18 protein-coding genes and 1 riboswitch are annotated in these 17,242 nt (G+C 69.7%); of the genes, 9 read left to right on the forward strand and 9 right to left on the reverse strand.

The window, feature by feature from the left end; all coding sequences use genetic code 11:
• Positions 1–216: 216 nt before the first annotated feature.
• On the forward strand, positions 217–1,704 hold the full coding sequence (gene dnaB, locus AB0K65_RS02055; protein ID WP_365713324.1) for a replicative DNA helicase: 1,488 nt from the start codon (positions 217–219) through the stop codon (positions 1,702–1,704).
• Between the two features lie 112 nt (positions 1,705–1,816).
• Positions 1,817–3,211 (forward strand): serine hydrolase domain-containing protein, encoded by a 1,395-nt coding sequence (locus tag AB0K65_RS02060; RefSeq protein WP_365713326.1) that lies wholly within the window; start codon positions 1,817–1,819, stop codon positions 3,209–3,211.
• Between the two features lie 106 nt (positions 3,212–3,317).
• Here AB0K65_RS02060 and AB0K65_RS02065 read toward each other — a convergent pair whose 3' ends face one another.
• The 4 genes from AB0K65_RS02065 to AB0K65_RS02080 form a co-directional block, all read right to left on the reverse strand.
• Positions 3,318–3,770 carry a GNAT family N-acetyltransferase gene (locus AB0K65_RS02065; protein ID WP_365713328.1) on the reverse strand — a complete coding sequence of 151 codons (453 nt, stop codon included), beginning with the start codon at positions 3,768–3,770 and terminating at the stop codon, positions 3,318–3,320.
• Positions 3,771–3,850: 80 nt separating this feature from the next.
• Positions 3,851–4,309, reverse strand: a complete 459-nt coding sequence (locus AB0K65_RS02070) for a MarR family transcriptional regulator (protein WP_365713330.1) — start codon at positions 4,307–4,309, stop codon at positions 3,851–3,853.
• An 80-nt stretch (positions 4,310–4,389) separates the two neighbouring features.
• Positions 4,390–5,253 carry a GNAT family N-acetyltransferase gene (locus AB0K65_RS02075; protein WP_365713332.1) on the reverse strand — a complete coding sequence of 288 codons (864 nt, stop codon included), beginning with the start codon at positions 5,251–5,253 and terminating at the stop codon, positions 4,390–4,392.
• 5 nt (positions 5,254–5,258) lie between these two features.
• Positions 5,259–5,786, reverse strand: coding sequence for a DUF2269 domain-containing protein (locus AB0K65_RS02080; RefSeq protein WP_365713334.1), 528 nt, complete (start codon positions 5,784–5,786; stop codon positions 5,259–5,261).
• A 77-nt stretch (positions 5,787–5,863) separates the two neighbouring features.
• Between AB0K65_RS02080 and AB0K65_RS02085 the strand changes: the two genes are divergently transcribed.
• Both AB0K65_RS02085 and AB0K65_RS02090 read left to right on the forward strand, forming a co-directional pair.
• Complete coding sequence (locus AB0K65_RS02085; RefSeq protein ID WP_365713336.1) at positions 5,864–6,520, forward strand: HAD-IB family phosphatase; 657 nt, start codon at positions 5,864–5,866, stop codon at positions 6,518–6,520.
• Positions 6,521–6,628: 108 nt separating this feature from the next.
• On the forward strand, positions 6,629–7,804 hold the full coding sequence (locus AB0K65_RS02090; protein WP_365713338.1) for a globin domain-containing protein: 1,176 nt from the start codon (positions 6,629–6,631) through the stop codon (positions 7,802–7,804).
• A 156-nt stretch (positions 7,805–7,960) separates the two neighbouring features.
• On the opposite strand, the gene AB0K65_RS02095 is transcribed toward AB0K65_RS02090, so the two are convergent.
• The 4 genes from AB0K65_RS02095 to AB0K65_RS02110 form a co-directional block, all read right to left on the reverse strand.
• Entirely contained in the window at positions 7,961–8,440 is a 480-nt protein-coding gene (locus AB0K65_RS02095) for an NUDIX hydrolase (protein ID WP_365713340.1), read from the reverse strand.
• A 35-nt stretch (positions 8,441–8,475) separates the two neighbouring features.
• The gene (locus tag AB0K65_RS02100; RefSeq protein WP_365713342.1) at positions 8,476–9,372 is read right to left on the reverse strand and encodes a LysR family transcriptional regulator; all 897 of its coding nucleotides are present in this window, start codon (positions 9,370–9,372) and stop codon (positions 8,476–8,478) included.
• 237 nt (positions 9,373–9,609) lie between these two features.
• Positions 9,610–10,743 carry a cystathionine gamma-lyase gene (locus tag AB0K65_RS02105; protein WP_365713646.1) on the reverse strand — a complete coding sequence of 378 codons (1,134 nt, stop codon included), beginning with the start codon at positions 10,741–10,743 and terminating at the stop codon, positions 9,610–9,612.
• 152 nt (positions 10,744–10,895) lie between these two features.
• Positions 10,896–11,273 carry a phage holin family protein gene (locus AB0K65_RS02110; protein ID WP_365713344.1) on the reverse strand — a complete coding sequence of 126 codons (378 nt, stop codon included), beginning with the start codon at positions 11,271–11,273 and terminating at the stop codon, positions 10,896–10,898.
• A gap of 50 nt (positions 11,274–11,323) precedes the next feature.
• Between AB0K65_RS02110 and AB0K65_RS02115 the strand changes: the two genes are divergently transcribed.
• The 4 genes from AB0K65_RS02115 (at position 11,324) to AB0K65_RS02130 (ending at position 13,612) form a co-directional block, all read left to right on the forward strand.
• Entirely contained in the window at positions 11,324–11,641 is a 318-nt protein-coding gene (locus AB0K65_RS02115; protein ID WP_365713346.1) for a cupin domain-containing protein, read from the forward strand.
• 131 nt (positions 11,642–11,772) lie between these two features.
• A complete protein-coding gene (locus tag AB0K65_RS02120; RefSeq protein ID WP_365713348.1) occupies positions 11,773–11,991 on the forward strand; it encodes a DUF5326 family protein in 219 nt (72 codons plus the stop codon).
• A 277-nt stretch (positions 11,992–12,268) separates the two neighbouring features.
• Positions 12,269–13,039, forward strand: coding sequence for a helix-turn-helix domain-containing protein (locus AB0K65_RS02125; protein WP_365713350.1), 771 nt, complete (start codon positions 12,269–12,271; stop codon positions 13,037–13,039).
• A gap of 138 nt (positions 13,040–13,177) precedes the next feature.
• Positions 13,178–13,612, forward strand: coding sequence for an SsgA family sporulation/cell division regulator (locus AB0K65_RS02130; RefSeq protein WP_365713648.1), 435 nt, complete (start codon positions 13,178–13,180; stop codon positions 13,610–13,612).
• 111 nt (positions 13,613–13,723) lie between these two features.
• Here AB0K65_RS02130 and AB0K65_RS02135 read toward each other — a convergent pair whose 3' ends face one another.
• Entirely contained in the window at positions 13,724–15,067 is a 1,344-nt protein-coding gene (locus tag AB0K65_RS02135; protein WP_365713650.1) for a YibE/F family protein, read from the reverse strand.
• Positions 15,068–15,252: 185 nt separating this feature from the next.
• Positions 15,253–15,398, forward strand: a riboswitch (TPP riboswitch).
• Between AB0K65_RS02135 and thiC the strand changes: the two genes are divergently transcribed.
• Positions 15,392–17,167 (forward strand): phosphomethylpyrimidine synthase ThiC, encoded by a 1,776-nt coding sequence (gene thiC, locus AB0K65_RS02140; protein ID WP_365713351.1) that lies wholly within the window; start codon positions 15,392–15,394, stop codon positions 17,165–17,167. Its footprint overlaps the riboswitch before it by 7 nt.
• Positions 17,168–17,242 lie beyond the last annotated feature (75 nt).

Below are 17,242 nucleotides of genomic sequence, written 5' to 3' on the forward strand. Positions count from 1 at the left end.
GTCCGTGCACAGGTTCTGCGGGGTTCTCCACAGCATCTGGTCCTTCATCCACAGAGCCTGTGGATAACCAGATTGGCTGACGGTGCCCGCGGGCCTACCGTGGTCCGGCGCCCGACCCGCCTGAAGCGGAGTCAACGCCTCTTGGTTGTCCGAGCCGTGGCGTAAGAAAGAGTGGCACGGATAGGTCCGCCGGAGCGGACGGGAGGAGGTGGCTTGGTGAGCATTCCCGAGCCCTTGGACGACCCCTGGACGGACAGCGGGCCCAGCGACCGGCTGCCCGTCGCCCGTCCCCGCGGCGAGGGCCGCGGACGGGGTAGGGGCCGTGACGACCAGCACGACCGCGGCAGTGACGGCGGTCCCTGGGACAGCGGTCTCTCCGGCTTCGAGCGGGTCCCCCCGCAGGACCTCGACGCCGAGCAGTCCGTCCTCGGCGGCATGCTCCTCTCCAAGGACGCCATCGCCGACGTCGTGGAGATCATCAAGGGCCACGACTTCTACAAGCCCGCCCACGAGACGGTGTACGCCGCGATCCTCGACCTGTACGCCAAGGGCGAGCCGGCCGACCCGATCACGGTCGGTGCCGAACTCACCAAGCGGGGCGAGATCACCCGCGTCGGCGGTGCCTCGTATCTGCACACGCTCGTCCAGTCGGTGCCGACCGCCGCGAACGCCGCCTACTACGCGGAGATCGTCCACGAGCGGGCCGTGCTGCGGCGCCTCGTCGAGGCCGGTACCAAGATCACGCAGATGGGTTACGCCGCCGACGGCGACGTCGACGAGATCGTCAACTCCGCCCAGGCGGAGATCTACGCGGTCACCGAGCAGCGCACCACCGAGGACTACCTGCCGCTCGGCGACATCATGGAAGGCGCGCTCGACGAGATCGAGGCGATCGGCTCCCGCAGCGGTGAGATGACCGGCGTACCGACCGGCTTCACCGATCTCGATCAGCTCACCAACGGTCTGCACCCCGGTCAGATGATCATCATCGCGGCCCGCCCCGCCATGGGTAAGTCGACCCTCGCCCTGGACTTCGCCCGGGCCTGCTCCATCAAGCACAACCTGCCCAGCGTCATCTTCTCCCTCGAAATGGGGCGCAACGAGATCGCGATGCGCCTGCTCTCTGCGGAGGCGCGCGTCGCGCTGCACCACATGCGCTCGGGCACCATGACCGACGAGGACTGGACGCGTCTGGCCCGCCGGATGCCCGACGTCTCGCAGGCCCCGCTCTACATCGACGACTCCCCGAACCTGTCGATGATGGAGATCCGCGCCAAATGCCGCCGGCTCAAGCAGCGGGCCGGCCTCAAGCTCGTGGTCATCGACTATCTGCAGCTCATGCAGTCGGGCGGGTCCAAGCGGTCCGAGAGCAGGCAGCAGGAGGTCTCGGACATGTCGCGAAACCTGAAGCTCCTGGCCAAGGAGCTGGAGCTGCCGGTCATCGCGCTCTCGCAGCTGAACCGCGGCCCCGAGCAGCGCACCGACAAGAAGCCGATGGTGTCCGACCTGCGTGAGTCCGGCTCCATCGAGCAGGACGCCGACATGGTGATCCTGCTGCACCGTGAGGACGCGTACGAGAAGGAGTCCCCTCGCGCGGGCGAGGCGGACATCATCGTGGGCAAGCACCGTAACGGTCCGACGGCGACGATCACCGTCGCCTTCCAGGGCCACTACTCCCGCTTCGTGGACATGGCACAGACCTGACCCGACCTGACGGGACCCGAGCGGTCAGACGGTGCGCCTCCCGACCGGGTGGGGCGGCGCACCAGCGGCGAATGTGGTCGACTCGGAGCGCCGGGGAGCGTTGGATCTCCCCATGACGTCATCTTTCGAACCGCTGCTTCCCACCACCGCACGAGCCCTCGCCCACCGGGTGGCCGTTGCCCAGGCCGAGGGGCGGGCGCCCTCCTTCGTCGGGGCGGTCGCCAGGGAGGGGGCGATGGTCTGGAGCGGATCGCGCAGTTGTGTCGACGGGCACGACCCGGACTCCGATACGCAGTACCGCATCGGCTCCCTCACCAAGGTGTTCACCGCCGTCCTGGTCATGCGGCTTCGTGACGAGGGGCTCCTGGACCTGAACGATCCGCTCGGGAAGCACCTCACGGGAGCGGAGCTGGGTGGTGGCCTCGGAGAGGTGACGATCGCTCAGTTGCTGGGTCACAGCGCCGGCTTGGGCGCCGAGACGCCTGCGCCGTGGTGGGAGCGTACGCCCGGGACGGTGCGCCCGGAGCTGGCCGACGTCCTCGGCGCGCAGCCCTTCGCCCATCCTGTCGGGCGACGCCATCACTACTCCAACCCGGGATACACCCTGCTGGGTTCGCTGGTCGAGGCGGTCAGGGGAGTGCCCTGGGAGGAGGCACTGCGGGGCGAGATCCTGGAGCCGTTGGGGCTGAGCCGGACGACTGCCCGTCCGGTCCCTCCCCATGCCGGCGGGTGGGCGGTGCACCCGTGGGCGGATGTGATGCTCCCGGAGCCGTCCGAGGATCTGGGGCTCATGGCACCGGCGGGGCAGCTCTGGTCGACGGCCGAGGACCTCTGCCGTTTTGCCGGATTCCTCACGAGAGGCGACGGCCGGGTGCTCAGTGCCGCCTCCGTCGAGGAGATGCGGACGCCGGCGGCGCCGCCCGCGGCCGGTGACTGGGAGGGCGGTTACGGCCTCGGTATCCAGCTGGTGCGCAGGGACGGTCGGACGCTGATCGGTCACACCGGCTCACTACCGGGCTTCGTCGCCTGCCTCTGGGTGAATGTGGAGGAGGGAGTGGCGGCGGTGGCCCTCGCCAATGCCACGTCAGGCCCTCTGACGGCGGCTGTCGCCGCGGATCTCGTCAGGATCGTGGCGGAGGCCGAGCCGAGGTTCCCCGAGCCGTGGCGGCCCCTTCCCGGGGCGGAGGTCGACCAGGAGCTGCTGGAGCTGACCGGGCCCTGGTACTGGGGGACGTACGCGTACGGGCTCCGGCTGGGCGGGGAGCGGGAGATGGTCCTGGAGCCGCTGCGCGGTCCCGGACGGCGGGCGCGCTTCCGCCCGCTGCCCGAGGGCGGGTGGATCGGCCTTGACGGCTACTACGCGGGGGAGACGCTGCGGGTCGTGCGGCGCGTGGACGGCTCGGTGAGCCACCTCGACCTGGCGTCCTTCGTCTTCACCCGCGAGCCGTACGAACAGGGAGACGCGGTGCCCGGTGGAGTGGACCAAGCGGGGTGGCGCGGCCTCTGAGGTCGTCGCTCCGGAGCGGACCGGCGACGTTTCACGTGAAACGGAGCGGTGAGGCATGTCGCGGGATGCCGAGGGCTCAACCTCTCGGCATCCCGCCTGGCGGGCTTCAGAGGTTCATCTTGAAGCCCAGGTGAGAGCCCTCGAAACCGAGCCGCTCGTAGAAGCGGTGGGCGTCTGTGCGTGTGGCATCGGAGGTGAGCTGCACCAGGTGGCACTTCTGGCGCCGGGACTCCTCGACGGCCCATGCGATGAGCTGCGATCCGAGGCCGCTGCCGCGCTCGTCGGAATGGATGCGAACGCCCTCGATGATCGACCGCGTCGCCCCTTTGCGGGAGAGCCCCGGGATGATCGTGAGCTGGAGTGTGCCGATGGTCTTCCCGTCGCGCACGGCCACGACGAGACGCTGATGAGGGTCTCGGACCACGCGATCGAAGGCCGCGCGGTAGGGCGCGAGGTCATCAGGGGATTCGCGCTCGGCGCCCAGCGGGTCGTCGGCCAGCATCGCGACGATGGCGGGGATGTCGTCGGCGGTGGCGGGCCGTATCTCAAGATCGCTCATGGGCGGCAGGCTACGCCCCTGCCCGTGCCATGCACCGGGATCGGCCCTGCTCCGGCATTGAAGTGACGGGCCGGCCCGCGCTAGGCGGGGACGCTCAGGCCCTCGACGACGCGGACCAGCGGGGCCAGCTCGGGGTTCTGGGCCGCCTGGTCGAGAGCCTCGCGCAGAGCGCGGTCATTCGTCGGCCGGGCCTCTTCGAGGAGCTGCAGACCGGCTTCCGTGACATCCGTGTAGATGCCTCGCCGGTCGGTGGCACAGAGGTACCGGGTGAGCAGTCCGCGGTCCTCCAGGCGGGTCACCAGTCGGGTGGTGGCGCTCTGGCTGAGGACGACGGCGTCGGCGACCTGCTTCATCTGCAGATGGCCCCCAGGACCGCTGTGCTGGCGGCTGAGGACATCGAGGAGGGAGTACTCGCGCACGCTCAGGCTGTGCTTGGCCTCCAGCTCCCTCTCGATGTGCGACTCGATCCTCCCGTGGAGCAGGGAGAGGGCGCACCAGCCCTGGGAGAGGGCGGTGAGTGCGGGGTCGGTCGCGGTCATGGTCTCTCTCCTCGGTCCCTGAGCGGCTTGTTTCAGGGTAGACGATGAGCGCAAAAGCCCGCGTTTGCAAGCAGTACGGTCTATCCGGCCGCCACCGTCAGCGGGGCGAAGCGTCGGCTCCAGTCGCCCGGGAGATCGGGCAAAGACCGTGTCATCACGGCGTTGAAGGCGATCGGTTCGAGCCCGTTCGCCTTCACCCAGCGCAGCAGGGACTCGTGGCGTACGTCGATGTCCGTGCGGAGGGGACGCTCCGTGGCGGCGGCGAGGGAGACGATGAGGGACTGGGCGGTCGAGGTGTCGCGGGCGATCAGAGGACCGATGACATGGGTGTCCATGTTCGGCCAGGCTGCGGCGAAACCGGTGATCTCGCCGGCCGTCTCGGCGACCCGGAGATGATCCGCGAAGGCGGGGAGGCGGGTGATCATGTGGGTACGGTCGAGCCCGAAGATCTCGGCATCCAGGCGCAGGACGGCCTGGAGGTCGTCCGCGGTGGCCGGACGGGTCGGAATCTGAGCCGCCGGCTCGTTGAGGGTGAAGCGGCCGCGGACCATCTCCGCGCGGCCCGTGACGGCGAACCCCAGCTCTTCGTAGAGCGGGCGGCCGTGCGGAGTGGCGTGGAGGGTGACCGGGGTGTCTCCGAGCTCGGCCAGCACGTGCCGCATCAACCGGCGTCCTATGCCCTGCCGGGCATAGCGCTCGGCGACCAGCACCATCCCGATGGCCGAGAGGCCGGAGCCGTACGAGGTCACCACGCAGGCCGTAACGAGTCCCTTGCCGCTGGGGTCGTCGATGCCGTACCCCGTCCCCGCGGCGAGCAGCAGGCCCCACTTGTGCTCCTCGCGCGGCCAGCCCCGGTCCTCGGAGAGATCGGCGCAGGCGAGGAGGTCGCCCGAGGTGAGACGCCGGATGGGGAGCTGATCGAGCGGGGGGAGCGATGTCGGCATGACGCTCAGGCTCTCCGACGCGGTGATCGTTCGTCCACCGTTTTACGAGAAGTGGCCGATACCCGCAGATGGCGGCCTCGTCGGGTCGGCCCGAACGGCTTGAGGACCGAGATCGTCGTCATGAAGAGGTAGGCCGCCGTCGATACCGTGGGCGCGGCCACCAGGCTGATGTCAGGGGTTCCTACGGCGGCTGCGTGGTCGATCTCGGGCCGCAGTGCGAAGACGGTCGCGGCTGCCGTCACCAGGGTCATCCAGAACTTGATCCAGATCCAGCGGTGGCGGGCCAGCCCCCAGGGTGTGCCCAGCGACAGCACCAGGCCGCTGACCAGCGTGCTGAGCGCGACGGGCGCCAGCAGCCAGTCTCCGAACACGTCCATCGAGCGGTAAGCCGCGTGGGTCAGCGAGTGGTCGCCGGTCGTGTAGGCGGTGATGCCGAGCGCCAGCAGACCCACGCTGAGCCCGAGCCAGCTCACCGAGACGGCGATGTGGAGGACGAGGAGAGCCCGCCGAGCGGGACGCTGGAGATGTTTCACGTGAAACACCGTGCCGGTCGACCCGTGCACTCCGCGTCTGGCAGCGGGAGTAACCGCACGTACTAGCCTCGGCGTACATGACGACACCTTCGGGCAATGGACGCAGGCTGCACCTCTTCGATCTCGACGGCACCCTGATCCGTGGCTCGGCGGCCGCTGTGGAGATCTCCCGGCAGCTCGGCCTGAGCAAGGAGATCGCCGCTCTGGAGGAGGACTTCCTGCTGCGGGGGATGGCACCCGACGAGTTCGCTGTGCAGGCTCATGCGCTGTGGTCCGAGCTCACGACGGAACAGGTCACGGCCGCCTTCGAGGGGGCGCCCTGGCTGAGCGGCATCCGCGAGGTCTGGGCGGACATCCGGGCCCAGGGGGACCGCTGCGCGGTCATCTCGCTTTCACCGGACTTCTTCGTCGAGCGGCTCCTGGACTGGGGGGCCGACGCCACCCATGGTTCCCGCTGGCCTGCGGTCCCCTTCACTCAACCGATCCACCGCCCGGGGATTCTCAACGCCAAGGCGAAGGTGGACATCGCCCACCGCTTGTGCGCGGAGTTCGGCGTGCCTCTCGAGGACTGCGTAGCCTACGGCGACTCCATGTCCGACGCGGCACTCTTCGCCGTGGTGCCAGAGACGGTGGCGGTGAACGCGGACCACCATCTGGCCGACCTCTCCCGGCACAGCTACACGGGAGCCGATCTGCGGGAGGCTTACGCCCTGGTGCGAAAGGGCGCAGCCTAACCGGAATCCCGGTGTGAATGACCGGGAATCCCACTCTCTGTCCGCGTCGGCGGTCGGCGCTGCCATGCTGCGGCGACAACAGCCGGCTGGGCGAGGGCGAGGCACACGATGGACGCTGCGACCACCACCAGATGCGCGGACGAGGGCACACGCTCCCGAATACCGTCCGAGCCCTCTCCCGACGCCCGTCTCGTCCGTCGCACGCTGGCCGAGATCGCCCCGGTCGCGGACAAGGTGACCTCGTACTTCTACGCCCTGCTCTTCGTCCGCCACCCCGAGCTGCGGGCGATGTTCCCCCCGGCGATGGACACCCAGCGCGATCGCCTTCTCAAGGCACTGCTGACGGCGGCCGAGCATCTGGACAACGCGCCCGTCCTCACCGACTACCTTCAGAACCTGGGCCGAGGCCACCGGAAGTACGGCACGCAGGCCGCCCACTACCCGGCCGTCGGCGAGGCCCTCATCGGAGCGCTGATCCAGTACGCCACCACGACCTGGGACGAGGAGACCGAGGCCGCGTGGGTCCGTACGTACACCACGATCTCGCAGATCATGATCGATGCGGCCGCCGAGGACGAGCGGCGGGCGCCGTCCTGCTGGCGTGCCGAGGTCGTCTCGCACGATCTCAGGACCCCCGACGTCGCGGTGATCACCTTACGGCCCGACCAGCCGTACCCCTTCCTCGCCGGCCAGTACACGACACTGGAGACTCCCTGGTGGCCGCGTGTCTGGCGGCACTACTCCTTCGCCTCGGCGCCTCGCCCCGACGGACTCCTCTCCCTGCACGTCAAGGCGGTTCCGGCCGGCTGGGTCTCTCAGGCCCTGGTGCACCACGCACGCCCCGGCGACGCGCTACGGCTCGGGCCGCCGGCCGGGTCCATGACGGTCGACCACTCCACCGACAGCGGCCTGCTCTGCCTGGGCGGCGGGACCGGGATCGCCCCCATCAAGGCGCTGGTGGAGGACGTCGCCGAGCACGGGGACCGGCGCCCGGTCGAGGTCTTCTACGGAGCGCGTAGCGGCCACGACCTGTACGACATCGACACGATGATGCGACTCCAGCAGACGTTCCCGTGGCTGTCGGTGCGCCCGGTGACCGAGGACCAGGGCCGTCTGCCGGAGGCCGTGGGGCGGTACGGGCCGTGGAACGAGTACGACGCGTATCTCTCGGGCCCGCTCGGCATGATTCGCAGCGGAGTGCACGCCCTCAGGGGAGCGGGTATTCCCGCCGAGCGGATCCGCCACGACTCGCTGGAGGACCTCGTCACGGTGGCACACCCCTGACCCGGCTCGGCGGCGAGCCCGGGCGGCACTCCTGACCAGGCCTGACGGAACGGTCCCGGGAGAGAGACACCCCTGACCCAGGTCCGACGGACGGTCCCGGAAGAGAGACACCCCTGACCCAGGTCCCACGGAACGGTCCCGGGAGAGAGACACCCGTCAGCCCAGGTCGGGGGCGTGCATCGCCCGGACCCCCTCGATGTTGCCGTCGAGATAGTGCCGCAGCGACAGCGGCACGAGATGGACGGCGGCGATGCCGACCCGGGTGAACGGCACCCGGACGATCTCGTATTCACCGCACGGCTCCTCGATCTCGGGACCGTGGCGCAGGGAGGGATCCATCGACTCCAGGCGGCAGACGAAGAAGTGCTGGACCTTCACTCCGGAGACACCGCCGTCGACGATGTGCTCGACGGTGTCGACGAAGCAGGGGACCACATCGGTGATCTTGGCGCCGAGCTCCTCGTGCACCTCGCGGTGCAGGGCCTCGACGACGGTGGTGTCCGACGGTTCGACCCCGCCACCAGGCGTCACCCAGTAGGGGTCCACCCCGGGCTTCGTGCGCTTGATGAGGATGAGGTCGTTTCCGTCGAGCAGGATGGCGCGTGCGGTGCGCTTGACCACGGGACGTTCGGTCATGGGAAGAAAATGGCCCGCCACAGCTGTCCTGAAACTCACCAGCCCCCGGCGGCTCTCAGGAGCCACTCGTGCGCCCGCGCGATCGGGGGCAGGGCGAGCGTGCCGGTGCGGACGACCAGGAAGTAGGTCCGCAGGGGTGGCACCGGCGGATCGAGCAGCGCCACCAGCCGTCCACCCGCCAGGGCGTCCTCGCACAGATAGCGGGGCAGCACCGCCAGCCCGGCGCCGGCGGCGGCGGATTCCAGCACGGCCCGCAGGTCGGGCGCTATGACGGTGGCGGCCGACGCCGGCTTGCTCTCGAAGACGGCGGCCCAGTACCGAGAGACGAACGGCAGCGACTCGTGGACTTCCACCACCGGCAGCTGCTCCAGGACCACCGCTCCCTTCCGCAGCAGTGTGTCCGGGGTGAGCCGTGCGGCCCAGCGCGGTGCGGCGACCAGGACGTGCTCCTCGTCGCAGAGGGGTGTGGAGGTGAGAAGCCCGCCTCGCGGGCGGGCGGTGGCGACGGCCAGGTCGTGGTGACCGGCGGCGAGACCCTCCAGCACGTCCTCGGCGTTGTCGAGGAAGGAGGCACGGACCGCGAGGCCCTGGGAGACGAGCGGTGCGAGGGCCGGCAGGGCACGCATCGAGGTGAACTCGGGCGGCCCGGCGAGATGCAGGGTCCGGACTCCGTTCTCCTCGTCGAGACCGGTCTCGACGATCTCCACGAGGGCGTCCAAGTGCGGGGCCGCGCGGTGGGCGAGCTCGTCCCCGATGGTGGTGGGGGTGACTCCGCGGGCCTGGCGCAGGAAGAGCGGGCGGCCCAGCTGCCGCTCCAGGGTGCGGATCTGGCTGGTGACGGCCGGCTGGGAGAGCCCGAGGAGCGCCGCGGCGCGGGTGAAGGAGCCGGCCCGGTGCACCGTGACGAATGTGCGCAGTAGGGCCAGATCCATGTCAGCCCTCTCCCGGCCGGGGGTGGCCGTTCGACTCGCCGTCGTGGTCAGGCGTCGGCTGATGGCGCCTCAGGACGGTCCAACTATAAATATGTCGATAGGTCTCTGTCGCTCCCGTGATTGGACACTGACGCTGAGTCAACTAGCCTTGTTCAGGCGGGATCTCCGCGCGTGGAACCGAGGTGTTCCGAGCCACGAGGGGGGAGGCTCGGAGCACCTCGTTCCGTACCGGGAGCGTCAGACAGCGTCCTTGCCCGCCAGGTCGAGAGCGCGCAGGACGTCCGCGATCAGATCTTCCGGGTCCTCCGCGCCGACGGAGAAGCGGACGAAGCCCTCCGGGACGGCGTCGCCGCCCCACCTGCCCCGCCGTTCGGCGGTCGAGCGCACGCCGCCGAAGCTGGTGGCGTCGTCCACCAGGCGCAGTTCGTCGAGGAACCGGTCGGCGTGCTCCCGGCCGGACAGGACGAAGGAGACCACGGAACCGAAGCGCCGCATCTGCGAGGCCGCCACGGCGTAGGAGGGGTCGTCGGGCAGGCCGGGGTAGCGCAGCCCGCTCACGTCGGCGCGCCGGCTCAACGCCTGCGCGAGGGCGAGGGCCGAGGAGCACTGCCGGTCGAGGCGCAGCTGGAGCGTGGCCAGGGAGCGGTGGGCGAGCCAGGCCTCCATGGGCCCGGGGATGGCTCCGACGATCTTGCGCCAGCGCCGTACCTCCGCGGCCCGGTGAGGATCACGGCAGCTGACGTGCCCGAGCAGGATGTCCCCGTGCCCCGTCATCCCCTTGGTGTCGCTGGCGACGGAGAAGTCCGCTCCCAGGTCGAGGGGCCGCTGTCCGAGGGGGGTGGCCAGGGTGTTGTCGACGGCGACCAGCGCTCCGGCCTCATGGGCGGCGCGGGTCAGACGGCGGATGTCACAGACGTCGAGGCCGGGGTTGGAGGGGGTCTCGATCCACAGCAGCCGTGCCCCGTCGAGGACGGAGAGCTGGGCGTCGCCGCCGGTGGGGGCGGTGCGGACCTCGATGCCGTACGCCCTCAGCTGCTCGTGAAGGAGGGGAAGCGCCTGATAGCCGTCGTCCGGCATGACGACCGTGTCGCCGGCCTTGAGCTGGGAGAACAGCACGGCGGAGATGGCGGCCATCCCGGAGGCGAAGACCAGCGTCTCGACGTCCGGCTCCCCCGGCGCCTCCAGGTCGCCGATGGCGCGTTCGAGATGGGTCCAGGTGGGGTTCTCGTCCCGCCCGTAGGTGTAGGGGCCGGTCGGATCGCCCGGCAGGTGGAAGTGCGCCGCGAAGACCGGGCCCGGCAGGGTCGGTTCGTACTTCACCGGGTCGGGAAGCCCCGCTCGTACCGCCCGGGTTCCGTCACCCGCCCCGATGCCCCGCGCGCTGGTGCCCCCGCCCCCGTGCTCCGCGCCGCTCACGTCGCCGTTCGTCCCGCTGTTCATGCCGGCTGTTCCTCCGCCTCTCGCCTCCGGCGGAGAGCTGTCCTCGCTCGCCGCCTCACCATGGTCCGCCATCGCCTCCGCGCTCAGTCCCCGTCGGGCAGCACGACGTTGAGCGCCCAGGAGACGACGGAGATGATCAGTCCGCCGAGGACGGCGGTCCAGAAGCCCTCGACGTGGAAGCTGAGGTCGAGCACATCGGCGAGCCAGGAGGTCAGCAGCAGCATCAGGGCGTTGACCACCAGGGTGATCAGGCCGAGGGTGAGGATGAACAGCGGAAGCGTGAGCAGCTTCACGACCGGCTTGACCAAGAAGTTCACCAGCCCGAAAACCAGGGCGACGAGGATGAGCGTCAGGGCCTTCTTACCGGTGCTGTCACCGGTCAGGGTGATGTCCTGGAGAAGCCAGATGGCCACTCCCAGGGCGCCCGCGTTGGCGAGCGTCTTGACTACGAAATTCTTCATGTGTCTGATCGTGGCAGACATGATCGGGCCAAGGCAGGGGCGGACGGACGATGAAGGCATTCCGGCTGGACGAACTGGAGGCGGAGCGCGCCGCCCATGACGGCGCGTACCTCCAGTTCCTGCGCGAGCGGAACATGTCGGTCGGTCTGTACGCGCTGGACGCGGGCGCGCTCGACCCGCAGCAGCCGCACGGGCAGGACGAGGTGTACTTCGTCGTCAGCGGCCGGGCGTCGATCACGGTCGGGCTGGAGACGACGCAGGTGGCGCGGGGCAGCGTGGTGTACGTGCCGGCCGGGGTGGCCCACAAGTTCCACCACATCACGGAGGACCTGCGGGTCATGGTGGTCTTCTCGCCGCCGGAGGGCTGAGTTCCCCTAGGGGGCGGATCAGGGGAGAGCGGGGGCTGCGGAACCCCCGTGAGCACCCCGGCCGCCCCTAGCATCGGAAGCGTCCGGTGCAGAGCGCGCGGAACGGACTCTTCGGAGATGAGGTAAGGACAATGGCCGTACGGGAGATTCTCGCGGGGATGCCCTGGTGGGTGAAGTGGGTGGCCATACCCGTCATCGCGCTGTTCGTCTTCGGCGGTCTGATCACCAGCGTCGCGGTGTTCGTCATCGGTCTGCTCTTCAAGGTGCTGGTCTTCGTCGCCCTGGTCGCCGGACTGGTGTACGTGGTGCGGAAGTTCATGTCCTCCTCGACCTCGCGCGAGGACTGGTAGCACCAGCTACCCACGGCTTCGAACCGGCCGTCGGGCATTAGCCCGGCCGAGGGAACCCCCTGGTTGAAACCGCGACGGTGCCCGAAGGCTGCTATTAGAGTGGAATTCCTCTGCCGCCCCGGGAAAACAGGCGTAGGCCTCCAGCTGTGACCAGCGAGTTCTCTGTCCCGGACGGGTCCGCCAGCGGGCCCTACCGGATCCCGGGCCGCGGCGGGCGCGCGGGGGCGGCCCCCGCGGGCGGGTGCAGCGTGCCCGTCGACTCGCCTGGGGGTGACCTTTGGCCACGGCTTCGCAGACCGCTGTTCCTACCCTGATCGGCTCGGTGCAGCGGGCGCTGAGACTTCTGGAGGCCGTCGGCTCCCACGAGGACGGGGCGCCCGCCAAACAGCTCGCGCGCGAGGCGGGGCTTCCCCTTCCCACCGCGTACCACCTGCTCCGCACCCTGACGCACGAGGGCTATCTGCGCCGCGAGAAGGGTGTGTTCGTCTTCGGTGACGCCGCCGGCCGCCTGGCCGGCGGCGGAGTTCTGCAGAATCGTCGCACCAAGATCGAAGACTCCCTCGCGCACTGGCGCGACGAGATCGGCGTCCCGGTCTACTTCGCCGTCTACCGCGAAGGGGAGATCGAACTGGTCGCCGTGGCCGACACTCCCACGGCCCCCGCCGTCGCTGAGTGGGCCGACTTCCGGGAGACCGGTCACGCCCATGCGATCGGTCAGTGTCTGCTCAGTCAACTCGATCTGAAAAGTCGTCAAGACCACCTTCTGCGCCACCCGGTGGAAACCATCACTCCGTATACGGTGCGTAACGACCGGGTGCTTTTGGAGCGTTTGGGCGGTATGGGGCGAATGGAGCCCCTGGTGGAGCGTCAGGAATATGCGCTCGGCACGGTCTGCGCCGCCATCCCCATCACGGCGGGCTCGACGGCGGCCGCCATGGCCATTTCTCTCCCCCTTCACCAGGAGGAACGGTTGCTGCCCGCAGTCGACCGACTACGCAACGAGATCGGAAGGCTCTTCAGTTCCTTTGCGTTCTCTATCAGTATCTGAAAAATCACTCCTTGTGATCTGCTAGCGCGTACAGCACGATGGCGTCAAGAGGGCCATGGGGGATCAATCCTGGCCGTTTTGCTCCCACCTTTCAGCAGCTGTCTCCACCCAACTGCTTCATCTACTGCGGGGTACATGATGCGAGAGTCGGTTCAGGCCGAAGTCCTGATGAGCTTCCTCGTCTCCGAGGAGCTCTCCTTCAGAATCCCGGTGGAACTGCGCTACGAGACCCGGGATCCCTATGCGGTGCGGATGACCTTCCACCTGCCCGGGGACGCCCCCGTGACCTGGGCATTCGGACGGGAGCTGCTGCTCGACGGCATCAACAGCCCCAGCGGGGACGGCGATGTCCGCATCGCGCCCACCGGTCCCGAGGCGCTGTCGGACGTCAGCATCCGGCTCCAGGTCGGGGGCGACCGCGCCCTGTTCCGCGCCAGCGCTCCGCCGCTGGTCGCCTTCCTCGACCGCACGGACAAGCTCGTCCCCCTCGGTCAGGAACGCTCCCTCGGCGACTTCGATGACAACCTCGAGGCGGCACTCGGCCGGATTCTCGCGGAGGAGAACGCCGGCTGAGACGGAACGGCGGCGTCCGGGACCCCGCCCCGCAAGGCGGCCGCCTCACGCTCGGTCGCACCGCGATCGGTCCGTCGTGTTCTCGGCCCCCCGGCCGGTCCGTTCTCGGGGTCACTTCGCCCGGCGGCGGCGACCCCCCTTGGCCGGTCGCCCCGCCGGCGCGCCAGCTGCGCCCGGTCCGCCCGGTGAACCGGGTGCGCCCGGGCGGTCGGCGGAGACCACCAGCGCCGCGAGGGCGGTGGTCAGCGGCACCGACGCGACCAGGCCGATCGACCCCACCAGCGTCCGGACGATCTCCACGGCGACCAACTCGCTGTTGGCCACGGTGCCCACGCTGCTCTGGGCGATGGAGAACAGCAGCAGCAGGGGCAGCGCCGCACCGGCGTACGCGAGCACCAGCGTGTTCACCACCGAGGCGATGTGGTCCCGGCCGATCCGGATACCGGCCCGGTACAGCGCGCGCGGACCCATGCGCGGGTCCGCCTGGTGGAGCTCCCACACCGCCGACGTCTGCGTCACCGTCACGTCGTCGAGCACGCCGAGCGATCCGATGATGACGCCGGCGAGCAGCAGACCCGACATGTCGATGTCCGGGTAGAGGCCGTGGATCAGACCGGTGTTGTCGTCCGTGTTGCCGGACAGCGAGGCCCAGCCGATGAAGAGCGAGCCCAGCAGCCCGATCAGCAGCAGGGAGATGAGGGTGCCGAGCACCGCGACCGAGGTGCGGGCCGAAAGGCCGTGGCACATGTAGAGCGCGATGAGCATGATCGCGCTCGCGCCGACCACGGCCACCACCAGCGGGTTCGAGCCCTGCAGGATCGCCGGCAGGATGAAGAGGGTGAGCACCAGGAAGCTCACGGCGAGCGCGATCAGGGCCATCAGCCCGCGCAGTCGGCCCACGAGCACGACCGCCAGCGCGAAGATGCCGGCGAGCAGCATCATCGGGAACTTGCGGTCCACGTCGGTCACCGAATACTGCAGGTCGCGTGGGGCGTCGGGGGCGTACGCCACGATCACGCCCTGTCCCTCGCTCAGTTGCCGGGGCGCGTCCGGCTGCACGATCTCGACGAAGGTGCGTCCCCGGTCGGCGCCGCTGGTGACCTCGATCGTGGCCTTCGCGCATTGCCCCTGCCGGGCGTTGACCGCCTCGCGCCCCTGCGGGGTGGAGGTGTCGCCGGTCGGCGGCACCTGGGCGGCGTTCACGTCCTTGCAGTCGACGCGCTCGACCGAGACGACCTTGCCCTGCTCGGTCTGCCGGTCGAAGCCGACGCCGGTGCGCTCGTGCGCCGGGGCCCCGCCCGGCCACAGGACCGCGAGTCCGACGACGACGGCGGTGGCGAACGGGATCAGGACGGCGGCGATGACCTTGCGCAGGTGCCGGGAGACGGGAGCGGCGGGTCCATGGGCGTGCGCATGCGCATGGGCGTGTCCGGCAGCGTCGTGCCCGGGCTCCACGAGCCCGCGCTCCGCGTGCCCGTGCCTGCCGCGGCCGTCGCTCCGCCCGTCGCCGGCACCGCCGTTTCCGTCGCCGTTGCCAGGGGGTCCGGGGGTCTGCTGCGAGGAAGTCACCGACCGATCATCGCAAGAACGGCGGGGGCCCACTGTTCAGCACGCCCGGGTTGACGCTAGCGTGGTGGCACCTTTGCACACGCGGGAGCTCGGAGCACCGGGCTGAGAGGGCGCTGATCACCGTACGCGCGCATGACGTACGTACGGGAAGAGGCTGCGCCGACCGCCGAACCTGTTACCGGGTAATGCCGGCGTAGGGAGATCGGTCTCATGACCATTCAGGATGCACGCACGCCTGCCACCAGCCAGGACGAGCGCAAGCCCGGCTGGCACAAGGGGTACGTGGAGGGATCGCGCCCCGACCTCCGCGTACCGGTCCGCCAGGTGCACCTCACCAACGGCACGGACGTCACGCTGTACGACACGTCCGGGCCGTACACCGACCCCGCCATCGACACCGACGTACGGCGGGGCCTTGCGCCGCTGCGCGAGAACTGGATCATCGGACGGGGCGACACCGAGGAGTACGCGGGCCGCCCGGCCCGCCCCGAGGACGACGGGATCAAGCACACCTCGCCGCGCGGGGGAGGACTCAAGAACCTCGACGCGGTCTTCCCCGGCCGCCCGCGCCTGCCCCGGCGGGGCCGCGACGGCCAGGCGGTGACGCAGCTCGCGTACGCCCGCCGGGGTGAGATCACCCCGGAGATGGAGTATGTCGCCATCCGCGAGAACGTCTCCCCCGAGGTCGTCCGCGAGGAGATCGCGGCAGGTCGGGCCGTACTCCCGGCGAACGTGAACCACCCGGAGATCGAGCCGATGATCATCGGCAAGCGGTTCCTGGTGAAGGTCAACGCCAACATCGGCAACTCCGCCGTCACCTCCTCGATCGAGGAGGAGGTGGAGAAGATGACGTGGGCCACCAGGTGGGGCGCGGACACGGTCATGGACCTGTCCACCGGCCGCAACATCCACACCACCCGCGAGTGGGTGCTGCGCAACTCCCCCGTGCCGATCGGCACCGTGCCGCTCTACCAGGCCCTGGAGAAGGTCGACGGCCGGGCCGAGGAGCTGACCTGGGAGATCTACAAGGACACGGTCATCGAGCAGGCCGAGCAGGGCGTCGACTACATGACGGTCCACGCCGGCGTGCTGCTGCCGTACGTGCCGCTCACCGCCCGCCGCAAGACCGGCATCGTCTCGCGCGGCGGGTCGATCATGGCCGCCTGGTGCCTGGCGCACCACAAGGAGAACTTCCTCTACACGAACTTCGAGGAACTCTGCGACATCCTGGCGACGTACGACGTCACCTACTCGCTGGGTGACGGGCTGCGCCCCGGCTCGATCGCGGACGCCAACGACGAGGCGCAGTTCGCCGAGCTGCGGACCCTCGGCGAGCTGAACACGATCGCCAAGCGGCACAACGTCCAGACGATGATCGAGGGCCCGGGCCACGTCCCGATGCACAAGATCAAGGAGAACATCGACCTCCAGCAGGAGATCTGCGAGGAGGCGCCGTTCTACACCCTCGGCCCTCTGACCACGGACGTCGCGCCCGCCTACGACCACATCACCTCCGGCATCGGCGCCGCCATGATCGCCTGGTGGGGTACGGCGATGCTCTGCTACGTCACCCCGAAGGAGCACCTGGGCCTGCCGAACCGCGACGACGTGAAGACCGGTGTCATCACGTACAAGATCGCGGCGCACGCGGCGGACCTGGCGAAGGGGCACCCGGGGGCGCAGGAGTGGGACGACGCGCTGTCGGACGCGCGGTTCGAGTTCCGCTGGGAGGACCAGTTCAACCTGGCGCTCGACCCGGACACGGCCCGCGAGTTCCACGACGAGACGCTGCCCGCGGAGCCGGCGAAGACCGCGCACTTCTGTTCCATGTGCGGTCCGAAGTTCTGCTCGATGAAGATCTCGCAGGACATCCGGCGCGAGCACGGGGGCGACCTGAAGTCGCAGGAGATCGAGGCCGGCATGGCGGAGAAGTCGGCGGAGTTCGCCGCGGCCGGCAACCGGGTGTACCTCCCGCTGGCGGATTAGCCACGGGACGCCGCCCCGTCGTCTCCGGGGCGGGTGGGGGCCCGGGTACGGACCGCATGGCCGCGGGGGGCCGTG

Origin of the sequence: Streptomyces sp. NPDC053755 (genome assembly GCF_040677675.1) — a bacterium.
In the GTDB taxonomy this organism is placed as follows: Bacteria; Actinomycetota; Actinomycetes; order Streptomycetales; family Streptomycetaceae; genus Streptomyces.

Coding starts and splice junctions, on each gene's coding strand:
- AB0K65_RS02060 (WP_365713326.1), top strand. CDS start 1,817: ATGACGTCATCTTTCGAACCGCTGCTTCCCACCACCGCACGAGCCCTC.
- AB0K65_RS02065 (WP_365713328.1), bottom strand. CDS start 3,770: ATGAGCGATCTTGAGATACGGCCCGCCACCGCCGACGACATCCCCGCC.
- AB0K65_RS02070 (WP_365713330.1), bottom strand. CDS start 4,309: ATGACCGCGACCGACCCCGCACTCACCGCCCTCTCCCAGGGCTGGTGC.
- AB0K65_RS02075 (WP_365713332.1), bottom strand. CDS start 5,253: ATGCCGACATCGCTCCCCCCGCTCGATCAGCTCCCCATCCGGCGTCTC.
- AB0K65_RS02085 (WP_365713336.1), top strand. CDS start 5,864: ATGACGACACCTTCGGGCAATGGACGCAGGCTGCACCTCTTCGATCTC.
- AB0K65_RS02090 (WP_365713338.1), top strand. CDS start 6,629: ATGGACGCTGCGACCACCACCAGATGCGCGGACGAGGGCACACGCTCC.
- AB0K65_RS02095 (WP_365713340.1), bottom strand. CDS start 8,440: ATGACCGAACGTCCCGTGGTCAAGCGCACCGCACGCGCCATCCTGCTC.
- AB0K65_RS02100 (WP_365713342.1), bottom strand. CDS start 9,372: ATGGATCTGGCCCTACTGCGCACATTCGTCACGGTGCACCGGGCCGGC.
- AB0K65_RS02110 (WP_365713344.1), bottom strand. CDS start 11,273: ATGAAGAATTTCGTAGTCAAGACGCTCGCCAACGCGGGCGCCCTGGGA.
- AB0K65_RS02115 (WP_365713346.1), top strand. CDS start 11,324: ATGAAGGCATTCCGGCTGGACGAACTGGAGGCGGAGCGCGCCGCCCAT.
- AB0K65_RS02120 (WP_365713348.1), top strand. CDS start 11,773: ATGGCCGTACGGGAGATTCTCGCGGGGATGCCCTGGTGGGTGAAGTGG.
- AB0K65_RS02130 (WP_365713648.1), top strand. CDS start 13,178: ATGCGAGAGTCGGTTCAGGCCGAAGTCCTGATGAGCTTCCTCGTCTCC.
- thiC (WP_365713351.1), top strand. CDS start 15,392: ATGACCATTCAGGATGCACGCACGCCTGCCACCAGCCAGGACGAGCGC.